Origin of the sequence: Bacillus sp. AFS098217, assembly GCF_002551815.1 — a bacterium.
Classification (GTDB): domain Bacteria; phylum Bacillota; class Bacilli; order Bacillales; family Bacillaceae_G; genus Bacillus_A.
In genome coordinates this window covers 1-12,480 of sequence record NZ_NVPR01000054.1, presented here as the reverse complement: position 1 = coordinate 12,480, position 12,480 = coordinate 1, and the positions used below count along the sequence as shown (strand labels likewise).

Annotated in this window: 16 protein-coding genes and 3 pseudogenes; 7 read left to right on the top strand and 12 right to left on the bottom strand. The window is 31.3% G+C overall.

What is annotated here, in order from left to right; all coding sequences use genetic code 11:
* Window positions 1–73 precede the first annotated feature (73 nt).
* The 5 genes from COO03_RS14825 to COO03_RS27100 are packed head-to-tail and all read left to right on the top strand — an operon-like array spanning window position 74 to window position 1,738.
* Window positions 74–430: a helix-turn-helix domain-containing protein gene (locus COO03_RS14825; protein WP_097897895.1), complete on the top strand. Its 357-nt coding sequence runs from the start codon at window positions 74–76 to the stop codon at window positions 428–430.
* Window positions 423–665 (top strand): hypothetical protein, encoded by a 243-nt coding sequence (locus COO03_RS14820; RefSeq protein WP_097897894.1) that lies wholly within the window; start codon window positions 423–425, stop codon window positions 663–665. Before COO03_RS14825 ends, COO03_RS14820 begins: the two co-directional genes overlap by 8 nt.
* On the top strand, window positions 614–1,204 hold the full coding sequence (locus COO03_RS14815) for an ImmA/IrrE family metallo-endopeptidase (RefSeq protein ID WP_170958213.1): 591 nt from the start codon (window positions 614–616) through the stop codon (window positions 1,202–1,204). Before COO03_RS14820 ends, COO03_RS14815 begins: the two co-directional genes overlap by 52 nt.
* Window positions 1,201–1,383 (top strand): hypothetical protein, encoded by a 183-nt coding sequence (locus COO03_RS27105; protein ID WP_176524431.1) that lies wholly within the window; start codon window positions 1,201–1,203, stop codon window positions 1,381–1,383. The genes COO03_RS14815 and COO03_RS27105 overlap by 4 nt, the downstream gene beginning before the upstream one ends.
* Entirely contained in the window at window positions 1,370–1,738 is a 369-nt protein-coding gene (locus COO03_RS27100) for a hypothetical protein (RefSeq protein WP_176524432.1), read from the top strand. The genes COO03_RS27105 and COO03_RS27100 overlap by 14 nt, the downstream gene beginning before the upstream one ends.
* Before the next feature lie 783 nt (window positions 1,739–2,521).
* Here COO03_RS27100 and COO03_RS28030 read toward each other — a convergent pair.
* From COO03_RS28030 to COO03_RS14765, 9 genes and pseudogenes are all read right to left on the bottom strand, one after another.
* Window positions 2,522–3,270: pseudogene (locus COO03_RS28030) on the bottom strand (LAGLIDADG family homing endonuclease).
* Between the two features lie 123 nt (window positions 3,271–3,393).
* Window positions 3,394–3,885: a hypothetical protein gene (locus COO03_RS14800; RefSeq protein ID WP_170958212.1), complete on the bottom strand. Its 492-nt coding sequence runs from the start codon at window positions 3,883–3,885 to the stop codon at window positions 3,394–3,396.
* A gap of 376 nt (window positions 3,886–4,261) precedes the next feature.
* Entirely contained in the window at window positions 4,262–4,600 is a 339-nt protein-coding gene (locus tag COO03_RS14795; protein ID WP_097897892.1) for a nucleotidyltransferase domain-containing protein, read from the bottom strand.
* A gap of 41 nt (window positions 4,601–4,641) precedes the next feature.
* Window positions 4,642–5,226: a GrpB family protein gene (locus COO03_RS14790; protein WP_097897891.1), complete on the bottom strand. Its 585-nt coding sequence runs from the start codon at window positions 5,224–5,226 to the stop codon at window positions 4,642–4,644.
* Window positions 5,227–5,280: 54 nt separating this feature from the next.
* A pseudogene (locus tag COO03_RS14785) lies at window positions 5,281–5,804 on the bottom strand (DUF6843 domain-containing protein).
* A 67-nt stretch (window positions 5,805–5,871) separates the two neighbouring features.
* The gene (locus COO03_RS14780) at window positions 5,872–6,330 is read right to left on the bottom strand and encodes a hypothetical protein (RefSeq protein ID WP_097897890.1); all 459 of its coding nucleotides are present in this window, start codon (window positions 6,328–6,330) and stop codon (window positions 5,872–5,874) included.
* A 581-nt stretch (window positions 6,331–6,911) separates the two neighbouring features.
* Window positions 6,912–7,220: a carboxymuconolactone decarboxylase family protein gene (locus COO03_RS14775; protein WP_097897889.1), complete on the bottom strand. Its 309-nt coding sequence runs from the start codon at window positions 7,218–7,220 to the stop codon at window positions 6,912–6,914.
* A complete protein-coding gene (locus COO03_RS14770; protein WP_097897888.1) occupies window positions 7,220–7,633 on the bottom strand; it encodes a tautomerase family protein in 414 nt (137 codons plus the stop codon). Before COO03_RS14770 ends, COO03_RS14775 begins: the two co-directional genes overlap by 1 nt.
* Window positions 7,634–7,677: 44 nt before the next feature.
* A complete protein-coding gene (locus tag COO03_RS14765; RefSeq protein WP_097897887.1) occupies window positions 7,678–8,226 on the bottom strand; it encodes a DUF4865 family protein in 549 nt (182 codons plus the stop codon).
* Between the two features lie 120 nt (window positions 8,227–8,346).
* On the opposite strand from COO03_RS14765, the gene COO03_RS14760 reads away from it, so the two are divergent.
* Window positions 8,347–9,135 (top strand): LysR family transcriptional regulator, encoded by a 789-nt coding sequence (locus COO03_RS14760; protein ID WP_097897886.1) that lies wholly within the window; start codon window positions 8,347–8,349, stop codon window positions 9,133–9,135.
* A 245-nt stretch (window positions 9,136–9,380) separates the two neighbouring features.
* Here the strand turns inward: COO03_RS14760 and COO03_RS14755 are convergent.
* Both COO03_RS14755 and COO03_RS14750 read right to left on the bottom strand, forming a co-directional pair.
* Window positions 9,381–9,935: pseudogene (locus tag COO03_RS14755) on the bottom strand (alpha/beta fold hydrolase); the annotation flags it as partial.
* A gap of 134 nt (window positions 9,936–10,069) precedes the next feature.
* Window positions 10,070–10,510 (bottom strand): NUDIX hydrolase, encoded by a 441-nt coding sequence (locus tag COO03_RS14750; protein WP_141523354.1) that lies wholly within the window; start codon window positions 10,508–10,510, stop codon window positions 10,070–10,072.
* Between the two features lie 174 nt (window positions 10,511–10,684).
* Here COO03_RS14750 and COO03_RS14745 point away from each other — a divergent pair, with 174 nt between their 5' ends.
* A complete protein-coding gene (locus COO03_RS14745) occupies window positions 10,685–11,101 on the top strand; it encodes a permease (RefSeq protein WP_230322480.1) in 417 nt (138 codons plus the stop codon).
* 49 nt (window positions 11,102–11,150) lie between these two features.
* Here COO03_RS14745 and COO03_RS14740 read toward each other — a convergent pair whose 3' ends face one another.
* The gene (locus tag COO03_RS14740; RefSeq protein ID WP_097897884.1) at window positions 11,151–12,359 is read right to left on the bottom strand and encodes an L-lactate MFS transporter; all 1,209 of its coding nucleotides are present in this window, start codon (window positions 12,357–12,359) and stop codon (window positions 11,151–11,153) included.
* Window positions 12,360–12,480: the final 121 nt, after the last annotated feature.

Below are 12,480 nucleotides of genomic sequence, written 5' to 3'. Positions count from 1 at the left end.
TTCTTCGATTTAAGAGAATTCTTTCAGTATCAATAAAAATAAAATGTATCACATAAAAAAGGAAGTGAAAGAAATGTATTTACAATTTATCGTAAAGAATATGAACCAATATATTGAGGCTGAAGGTTTGAAAAGAAAGCGCTTAGCCAAAAGACTAGGGATGTCTGAGTCGAACTTTTTAGATTACCTAAATGGAAAAAGAATGAATGGAATTTATGATTTTGCTGCAAATTTAGCGGATTGTTTAGGACATGAGCATACATTTTTTATGAAAGAGGATTTTCATAATACGGTTAAAGGTCAAGAAGAGCATGCCTTTCTATTTTCAGCAGGTGGAATGTTATCAGAGAGTGGGGAAGAGGGACTACGTCAATTAACGAAACTTTGTGATCTTATTGAGATTTATAATAGGGGTGAATCGCATGTCTGAACTTAATTTTGTAGACCTTCCCCAAATTATAGAGGAAAATAAAAAGATTAAGTTAGAAGTAGAAAACTTAATAAGAAAATATTTACAATATTACCATCCAAAAGGTTGGACAATGATTGAAGGTGCTAAAAAATATATCGCAACGCAGCATTTTTTATTGAAGCACCAATTCAAGATCAGTCTTTGGGTGGTTTTATTCGTGCAACAGATACAGAGAAATACATTTGTTATGTGAATACGTATCAACCTAGAATTTATCAAAATTTTAGCTTGTTTCATGAATTATATCATTTAATTTCACTCCAAGAGTTAGATAGGAAACTACATATTGTACATGCCGGCCTTGATAAAAGTCACACTGAAAGAAAAGCAGATTATTTTGTTTCGCTACTATTAATTGATCAACATGAATTAATTACTTTTTATAATGGTTTTGAAAAAAATGATGAAACAACATTACATAAAATATTTCCATGTATGAGTCGTTTTAAAGCACCTTTTAAAGCGATATTAATTCGTCTGTATGAATTGCAGCTAATTGATTACTCTACAATTGAGAAAAATTTTGATCAAAAATTTGATTATCATAAAGAATTTGAAGCGCTAGGCATTGATTCGTATATGATCGAGCGCAGCAATGTTATTAATTTAGGGAAAATAGAAAAAATGATGCAGCAACAAACATTACCAGAAGCAGCACAGCAGGCAAATAAACAAGTGTTGGAAGAAATAAAGCGCTATTTCTATAAGGTGAAGGGAGATGGCGTGAATTGACATCTCCAGAATTAACAAACTTTATTCAACTACATACATATTTTGTTACAGAATTAGAAGAGATAATAGATATTATTCTTGAAAGACAAAATATTTATTTCTATGATACATCTTCTATTTCAATTCACGAAAAAGCGTACTTTCAGCATAATGAAACGTTATTTTTTGAATTATATTAAAGATGCACCGATTTTAATTACTGATGTAATCGCAAAGGAAATGCGCTTACTTGAAGATGTAGATCAGCGTTATATAAAATATTTATCGCGATTTCAAACTGTTTTGTACGTGGAAGAACAACAATTATATGAACTGCTCAAAGTTGAATTTACTTCAAAACAAGCGAAACAACGCTTTTTAATAGCGAGTGACAAAGCATTTAGTTATATACAGCCACTGCGAGAAACCGTAAGAAACGCTAGAGAATCATTTTTAAATGCCGAAAATATCATTTTAGATGATTATATTAGCTTTTTCATAAGTAATAACGATAAAAACCATGGGAAATGTCTTTATTATGGGCATCGTGTGTAATCAATTAATTATGTGGTAAATTAACCATTACATTTATAGGTGTTGATAACGATTTGTTTTCATATGTAGAGCAATGCTGTTTATTAGGGAAAAACAAGGATTATAACATATATATTATGAGTAATGAAACATTGCTGTAAATAGATCATACACAGCATCAAGATAGCAAAAAACTAAAAAAGCTTGTAGAGATACATTATGTCAACTAAAATAAAAATTACAAAAAACCAGTAAACGAAGTGGTAATTTAAGTAAAGTCCAAATTGAACCATATTCAATAAATAAAATATAATGAGAGATCATATACATATAAACGAATGAAAAACTGCATGTGTAAATTTAAAAGAATTTATCAAAACAAAATATAATTTATGAAATGAATCGATTTAAATTTAATCTTTGAGATTTTTGATTCAAGAATTGCTACAAAAAATCCTGGCGCGCTTATTTATAAAATGAGCATGAAAATGTCTAAGATTTAAACAAATAGCATATAAAGCAAATTTGACTAAATATTTCTCTCTCATCTCATTTTGTAGAGTTTACTTGTATTTAGAGACAAGGGAATGCTACTTTTATATAACTTCCTATAATTTATATTATGTTAACTAGTAAAAAACAAGTAACTAATGATTACGATACTTAACCGCCTACTCTGTTGGTATGTCTTGTTTTTATTGAAATAATCAGTTCGAATGTTTTGCAGTTTTTTTAGCATTCGAACTGATTGCATATTGATTATTAAATTGGATTTCAAGATGAACTCAATTTGTAGTTTTATAATTAGTTATTCTTCATTTGAAAAATTTTATGTTTGCGTTGCAAAAATAATTCTTTTTCTTTATAAATCCATTCTGAGAAATTATTAATCGTATTTTTACCGCTTAGATATATGCGATACTGTTTTTCTTTATCAACAAAATTCGGTCTATAGTTGCGCTCTTCAAGAATTTGTTTTAAAGAATTCATAAAATTATATGAACCACCAACAAAACTCACAAAATACCTTTGAGAATTTACATGTCCATCTCCATCAAAATATCCTCTAACAAAATGATGTAGATGTTCTTTGTATGATTTGTGCGGTGTGATTCCATGCAAGTTCATGAGATCGCTTTTCATTATTTTGCTATTTAAGTTCAACATGTACACGCCAGTTTTTTGTTTTGGTACAATGGCTGGTTTGAATGTAGTTCTATTTTTATATCTTCTAAAATGCTAGATTCTTTTTGAGAAATGCTTACAGTTTGGCTATTCTTCACAATAACACCATCTGCAATGAAGAACCCTAAAATATACGCCATGTTATTAGACCAGTTTTTGAAGTAATTCTCATTTAAATGGTACTTTCGTTTCCAGCTTCCTCTTGCTCTTTTTTTGATATTGTTATCTGTCAGAACCATACGGACGTATCGAGGAGAAACATTAGCTAATTTTGCGATATTTGACGTGCTCTCCCCCTCCAAATAAAGCTTAATCATTTCTGCTTTTTCCAGCAGGCATTTTGCTCTTTTTGTACTCCTTTCAATCATTTCAATTGTCTCCCCTCAATAGATATAAATGAAACATGTACTTTCTTTTATATCATATCAAGAGAACGTATGATCTACATGTTAATTCCGGGTTAATTTTTTTATTATGTTCATTCCAAATAATTAATGAAATCTAAACCAAGCAAACCATTTCTCCTGTTTATTTTTAGTCACAAAGATTTGTCCATGCGATGCATCGTATGCTGGTAGATATTGCGGAAATAATATTTCTACAAACCAAGAATTATTAGCTATTTCCTCTCCGCAGTAATGTTTTGCCATTGCATAATAAGCTTCTGGATGCGGTGATTTTGGAAGATATGCTATAGTTTCTATCTTCCAATCTTTATGCTTTTCATCTTTATAAACTTTCGGAATAATTGTATTCAATGCATCCATAAGGCCACTATCTGAACTTACATGTCCTATTTCATTTTGCTTAGGACATGTATCATTGTTAATCAAGAATGGTACATCTTCGTTTAATGAAGCAAATGATTTTTGAGGACACGTCAACAGTCCTAATACGAATATGGAAATAATAACCTGTAAATATCTCGTTTTTTGTGGTATTTTTATTGAATTATACAATGATAATACGAATACTTTTTTCATAATCCCTTTCACTCCATAATCAGTTTTTTATAAAGTGTCTCTGAAGAGATATATTTATGTATATAGAAAGAGTTGCTTGAATAATCATTAGCATTTGTAGATTGGTACAATTATACCTATTTAATATCACGATACCTCCAATAAGACTTAAAGAAAAGTCACGCATTCATAACAAGTTTTCATGGCTTCACGTATTGTCAGTTAACATATCTAGAATTCAATGTAAAAACCCCTCCATTTTCTACTTTTCCTTCTATCCCATTCCACAACCCTTTCAAAGGAGAATTTTCACGGTTTAGCATAAGTAATTCATGTTTTTTTGATAAAACATAAAGTTTGTTTATGCATATAAATCGCCCTTTAGAATAGAGTATTGCTATTTAGTTTGTATACACCAATAAAGTATCCTTTTATCAACTGGATCGAGCTCATGGATTGGTTTATGTAAATCCGATTTACAAAAATCAGTTTGCCCGCTGCTGATCTGTTGAAAAGCATATCCTGCTTCCTTTAGTGCATTTTCTAAAGTTTCTTTATGTTCTACCCATGTCACTACGTCAATATCTTCATGAATACGGGTAATTTGACCAAGAAGGAAATCAATTGCCCATCCTCCTCTGAGCCATAAATTGATATTTAGAGACTCAGAAATTACTTTTAACTCACGAAGAACCTGTAACTGGCATTCTGTTGCTTTATCTAATTTGTTATCCATTTTAACTCCACCTTTCTTTATATAAAGAATTAAAATGCTTATTAGTTTGGGTTATATTTGTTTTCAAATTCCGTTTTTGCAATGTTAGTATATTTGTTAACAAACTCTGTTTTTGCTTTCGTATATCCGTCTCTATCCTGTTCATATTTGTCTATTAAGCTCTTTTTTAAATTGCCATACTCTTTGGCAACATCTTTATGCAGTCGTAAAAAGTCTCTAAAATACAATTCATTCCAATTGCCTATATACCTAACATGAAGATGAAATACTTTTTCGGCAAATCCTTTTTCTGTATAGCCTTTCATAAACATCATATGTGGTGCTGGTTTTTGTGGTTGCTTTTCAAAGATATACCCGTTTTTCTCTAACACACTCACTAAAAATTTCAAATCGCAGTCTTCTGTTATTTCAAGCAATATATCTATCGTTGGCTTTGCTAATAATCCGTTAATAGAAGTACTGCCTATGTGATTAATTCGTTCAATATATTGACTACCGATTATGTTGTTAAGTAGTTTTTCTTCTTGTAAATACCAATCTTTCCATATTGGATTATGTTCTTTCAGTATAATCGGAAACAGTTCCCACAGTTCTTCAAGTGACATTTCTGACAAACTCTTATCCATAATACAATCCTCCATTTTACTTACTAGCAGGTAAAGGTGATTCAGTAGGCTGGTTTATTTCTGTTTTAATAAGTTTTGATCATATACACTTTGAATCAAATCCTCTAATTTCTTCTCAGAGGGATGTGGTTGATTTTCAGGAACTGTTCTACCAGCCGATTTAAATTGCGGACCACATGCTGTTCGTGTCACTTCTAATTGATCAAATCGAAACGTATGTTCATTTCCTTCTCCAACGTGATCTGTGCTACTTCCTGTAGACTTCGGCCTGATACAACTTGAATCTAATTTTGTTCGTTTCCCCTCTTTATCGATAATGTAGTATTTATCATTTACGATGCCGTATTTCATATCTTTTGTTGACGTAATAGCTGTCCCGTCTGGTGAGAAGGATACAACGCGAATCCATCCTCTGTTTGTAATGGATTCGCACCAGGTACATTATAAAGCACTATCAAATCCCCTTCATATCCATCTGGGATGAGATAAACGACATCTGTTGTCCTTTGTGTAAGTGAACTACAGCCACCTAAACATAAGGTAGTGATAAATCCGATATATATCATTGTTTTTTTCACGCTAATCCCCTCGCGATATATCAAATTCTTTCACCTGCATATATATCCCATATACCAAAGACATTACTTATAAAATTGTATAATCATCAAAATATTGATCAATGCTTTGTAGTTTTTCCACTTTGAAATTTGTAATAACAAAAGAAGTATCATGTAGAGGTAACGTTTCATCTAAAGTAATTATGTTTCTATCTTTATCAATAAGAGTGAATGAATAAATACCTTCTAGAGTAGCCGTTACTTTTCCTAAAGCTCTTTTATTCAACCATATAGACAACCCTGCAAACAAAGAAGCAGTAACGATCACTTTATTATCTACTAATTCCATATTCATATAGTCTAGGCTATCAACATCAAATAGTTCTACGTAGTCACATTCTGCATTGTTGTATTCTTTCGTAAAGTACTCAATGAAACTACTGATAAATTGTTCTTTGTTATTCAAACTCTCCAGTATTTCACAACTTTCATCCAGTATAAGTTCTTCGAGTTGTTTGTTCGTAAATACTACGTTGTGTACTTGCATGCATTTCCCCCCTAAGACTTCTGTACTATAATTTTATAACAGAGTCCTTTTGGATAACTTTTACATATACATTACCATATTTCGGTAATAATGTTTAAAATAGATTTTAAACATAAGATAATTGCTAGCAGAATACTTATTATCCTTTGCAGTGTCGTCCGATACAAAGTAAAAAGACACCTATACAAAAAGGTGTCTGATGTAAAGTAGCATATCTAATGAAAGACAATTGGAATTACTCCTTTTTCTCTCCATTCGTGTTTCCATAAGTCAAAATTTCAAGAACGAATTCACATAAGCCGACTACAACTTCTCCAATTCCTTCATCCATGCTTTTTCACTCCCCTTTTAGTAAATATAATTCAAGTATATAAGGGAAGTGTTTTTAAGTGCTATTGGAGAAGGTGACATAAACATTACAAGTTTGTAAGGATAATCCAGTTTAAATAATACCGATACATAAAGAGCGCACATTTTCCCTTGTAACAACTCTTTCCATAACCAATCAATTTCTGTTAATCCTCCCTCTCTACTGATGCTGCTTAGCCAATTTACAATTGGCAGAGTTAACGTAATCATATTTAATTTATTATTATATTTAACGCAGAGGCAGCTTTAGGCCATCCAACGTAAAAGGCCATATGTGTTATCAAAGCAATGATTTCCTTTTCGTTAATTCCGTTCTTTTCAGCTAATTTTAGATGAAATGGTAGTTGTTCAGTATTACCGATACTAATTAGAGCAGATAGTGTACATAAACTTCTTTCTCTGGATGTTAAAGTAGGATCTCTCCATATTTTTTCGAATAATATGTTTTCGCTATAATCAACAAAATCGGGAGCCATTTCTCTCATTTTATTTGGTATTTTAGATTCAATACGATCATTCACTATTCTTTTCCCTCCGTCATATTAACCATTTGTGTTACTCCTTGACCAAATGACCAGTTTTCAGCAGATGTTTCGTTTAACGTAATAAAAATATCAGCTGTAGAGATGTTTAAATGATTAGAAATAGCTTTTGATATGGATTGATACAATTTCTTTTTCTGATTTATTGTTCTTCCTGGCCCACATGTAATAGAAACATGCATTATTTTTTCTGTTCTCTTTTTGTCTCCTTCTAGCAGGTAATACGGATCGTAAAAAAATTGATTAGAAGGGTAGGGAAAAAACATTTGAAAGTAATCATTTTCAGGAACTTCAAAGTGTTCAATTAACGAACGATGAATACTATTGCTCACCTTTTTTAATTCTTCTTTATTCGATAGACTTTCAGGGTAATAAACGTTAACAAAAGGCATATATTCTCATTCCCTTTCTTGTTGTATATTTTTGATATTAATTTCTATTGTGAAATATGCAAAACTTCATATACTGTAAGATGGTCTGACGAGTTAATTTTTGGTTTTTCTTGATAAAAACTGAATTGACTATAGCCCCATTTATCTGGATTATAAACTAATAAATTCCCCAAACTTTTTTCTGTATTTTTCACATATTGATTAATAGTATTAAATGGTGTTTTGGCTAATGATTTCCCTTTAGAAATATTTCCTGCATATTCAACAACATATCTACTTTTATTAAAATCTTTGTCTAAGTTAATAGATAAAGGAACACCAATATTAATGTGTTGCCATCCAAAGGATTCTAAAATATTGTCATAAAAACCCTCAAAGATAAATTTGTTCATTCCTTGATAGTTATTCCAAATATATAACGGTGCATAGGAATTATATAAATTTTTGTTTTTCTCTGCCTCGGTGATTAAGTACGCTTTAAAATTAAGCCCTAGAAAACCATCCGTTTTATGTCCATTGTCTTGCACCCTTTTTCTAATAATCCCCATATCATAATTTTTTGGCAAAATAACCTTATATTGCATTCCAATCATGTTTATCACTCACTTTCAAGATTATATAAATTATGATAATTCGAGATTAAAGCAGTGTAAAATAGGTATAAATTATGCATGGTATCATTTATAATGATATTCAATAAGGGGTTGAAATGAATGGAAATAAATGATCTTATCATATTTAAAACTGTAGTGAATGAAGGTTCAATCAGTAAAGCTGCAAAAGAACTAGGTTATGTTCAACCAAATGTAACTGAAAGAATTAAAAAATTAGAACAAGAGTTAGAAACACCGTTACTACATAGATATAACAAAGGTATTTCACTATTACCATCAGGCGATATTTTGTTAGATTATACGAATAAAATACTAAATCTAGTAGAAGAAGCAAAAAATGAAATTAAAATGAGTGGAGATTCTTATCGAATAGCGACTTCACAATCTATTTTGTTAAATTATTTAAGTACCCGTATCAAAGAAAATTTCAGGAATTATCAAATATATATGGAAAATAGTAATCACCTGCAACAACTATTAAAGAAACAAAGAGTTGATATGATCATAACTTATGGGGATTATTCCGATCCAGCGTTTCAAAAAGTATTCAGTACAACAGTTTCTATGGGTTTACTAAAAGCAAAAGGAAAATCTAATATTGACTATTCAAAGGAGTTCTTTTTTGTTAGCCATGATAAACAATGTCCCTTTAGAAATTATACAATTGAATTTATGAAGGAGAATAATCTCTCTAAAAAGCAACTTCAGCAGCTAGATTCTTATTCACTTATTCAGGAATTCATTGCTCAGGGAAAGGGGTTAGCTTTTTTACCTATTAACAATGATAAATTAGAAAAAATTGAGGAAGTACCTATACAAAAAATACCTATTAATTTTTTTACGATTCGAGAATCAGAAAAAATAATCCCAAGCGAGCTATTTGATTGATAAACGAATTCGTCTTGCAAAATAACTCTTAAAAAGAGTCCAATTTACGCGACCTTCTTTAATCTACTTTTCAAACATTAGGTGTTCTTTTTCTTTCGGAGACAAAAAAATATCCCCTTTAAACAAAAAAATCTAAAGGGGTATTTTTTAAAACGTCGTGACTTTATTTCAATAATATGTATACATAGTTGCTCCCCCGCTATTCTTCTATTAGCTCTTTTAAGGAGTTACTATTCTTCATTTCTTCACAAAGTACTTTTTACAAACATCTCAAACTTTTTCATTTCCTCAACAAATGGATTATGGTTGCTTTCTTCAAATGTAGTCATTGTAGAAAAAGGAATTAACTCTGCAATTTCTTTTGAAAACTCATATGGACATTGCGCATCATATTTACCACAATAAATAAAACTAGGTATCTTTACATCTTTTAACTTTTCTCGTACATCATACGTTTTACATTCAACTTGAATAAAGTAGTTTAAACGATCTCCGACTACTTTCCCGCTATTCGGCAGTTTTAGTGCTTTTTCAAACTTCTCCTCAGAGAAAAAGGACATAAGTGCCCACTCTTTATTCAGTGCTTGTCTGTTCTCCTTTGGTGTATGTGGGCTATTTAAAGCGTCCATAATGTTCATGATTCTTGTAAAATGTTCGTTCTCTTTACAATAAATACTTCCTTTATGATAAATATACGCTTTAATTGCAGCTGTACCACCAGCAATTATTTTAGTTAAGCTATGATAAGCTTCGATAGCATAAACAAGAACTAGCATCCCTCCTGTAGAATGTCCTGCGAATGAAATAGTTAACTGCTTTTGTCCGCTAAGCGTATCTATCTGCTGCGTCTCAGTTATTTTACCTATTTGGGAAGTGTTAGAGGAAATTCTTATTGTAGATTCATCGATGTTTTCCCACCTTAAAAATATTAGCTTTATGACTTGTGAAGAATTGTCCCGTTAAAAATATAAGGTACAGTTTCTCTTTTTTGTAATAAATCTTTTACATGTTCCGGAAGGCGCAAATAAGGTGCTACTGTTTGTAAGTCCATCCAAGTGATTTCTTCAATTTCTTTTGGACGTGATATATGTATCTCTCCCCCAATTACTTTTCCTAAAAAGTTGAAGAAAATGACATGATGATCTTTTTCTTCAAAAAAAGCCTCACTTATTGAGAAAATCCCTTCCACTGTTATATCTAAACCTGTTTCTTCTTTTACTTCCCGAATTGCGGCCTCTTCTAATGTTTCACCTAATTTAACTGCACCACCTGGTAAAGTAAAATAAGAAAAATGTCTTCCTTTATTTTTGACCATCAATACTTTTTCATGAAATTCATCGTAAAGTAGCGCATATGTTACATTTACTCTTTTTATAGGAATCATCCTCTAATAATAGAATTTTCTGCATTTATTTTATTCTATCATTAATGTTTGGAAAATACATGCAAATGCATTTGGTTCAAGAGGTTTACATACAATTTCAATAGAATTCTTTATATTAAAATTGTATAATTGTGGCAGACTGTTGATTATGGACGGATGATTGAAATGAAGAAACATAAAATAAAACGACGTAAACGGAACACGTTTAGGCAATTTCTGTTTCGGTGTTGGATAAATATCAAGAAATTGTTTAAAGCATTATTATTTTTAGTAGTTTTAGGTACATTTTTAGGGGTTAGTTATTACATAGTGAATGCAATATCGAATCGAGAATTTACAGTATATCTTGCTTTGGCTTTTGTTATCTGCTTTGTATCTTCTTATATTCTGGGGTATATGATTAGCAAAGTTAAGGATTGGGATTTTTCAAATGCAGTTGCAAATTTTAATGGAGATATTGGAGGTTGTTTAATAGCTCTTATTTTATTTATAGCATTTTTTTTATTATTTGGTGTCACGTATTTTGGTGCGAACTATATAATTTATAAAATAACTGGAAATAAAAAATTTAAATCTCTTTAAAAAGAGCCCTTCATATTAGGGCTCTTTTTTACGAAAAATTCTATATGAATTAAACGACTTTTTGATATGATTTTTGTATTTCTTTTTTCTTTTTTGGGCCTGGAGGGCGAATGGAGATTGCAATAATAAAGGACACAATACATAGCACACCAATTGTAATAAAAGTTGGTTGGAATCCGCCTAATAGTACACCTATAAACGAACCTGCAAGCGCGCCAAATCCAAATCCTTGATAAACGATCCCGTAATTTGTACTATGATTTTTCAAACCGAAGAAATCACCTACGATGGCTGGGAATATTGTAATATTTCCTCCGAAACAAAAAGCAACACTTGCTACGCAGGCGAAATAAATTGCGTAGTTTAACTGCATAAAGCTTAATGTAAAAACAGACAATCCGATAATAACAAACGTTGCTGAAACAATCTTTAATCGTCCTATTTTATCCGATAACGTTCCAAGAATTATTCGACCAATAGTATTAAAGACTGCAACCATTGCAACAGCGTTAGCGGCAGTTGCAGCACTAAGTCCTACCAGCTGAACGCCTATATCTTTTACCATACCAATTAAATATAAGCCGCTCATACATGACGTAAATAACATAAAGAATAAAAGGTATACTTGTTTTGTGCGTAACATTTCTTGAGTTGTATAATCATTACTCGATGTTTGAGATACTGCCTCATTTGTAGTGGCTTCACGCAAAAAGCATGAACCTACTAGCACTAAAATCAAAACAGTAATACCCCAATATGAAAAAGCTTGTGATACCCCAACTGTATCAATTAGCATACCATTTACGTATTTAAAAATTAAACTTCCCATTCCGTAAGCGGAAACAGATATACCCGAAATGAGACCTTTACGATTTGGAAACCATTTGATTAAATTGGATAATGATGTGATATAAGCTGTCCCATCTGCATAACCTACTACCACACCAGCTAATATATATAATAAAGGTAATGAGGAAACTCGTGAGCTAAGTATTAAGCCTAGTCCTAATACAATTCCTGCGATTGCAACTAGTTTACGAAGGCCTATTTTTTGCTGTAATTTTCCTGCAAACAAAGTGGAAAACGATAAAGAAAAGCTGGTAATGGAGAAAGTAATCGCTACAGCCTGAAGTTCCCAGCCAAATTTACTCACTAAAGGTTGATTAAACAAACTCCATGTGTAAATTGTTCCAAGACCAATTTGTATAATAATTGTGCCTAGGACAATAAGCCATGGTTTTACAGATGCTTGTTTCATGCTAACTGTCCCTTTCTTGTAGTGACATGATTTTTCAAAATTAGTATATCCATGATCCTATACGAAATACGAATATTAAAATGGAAATTAAGATAACGTATTGTATATAACATACAAAAAG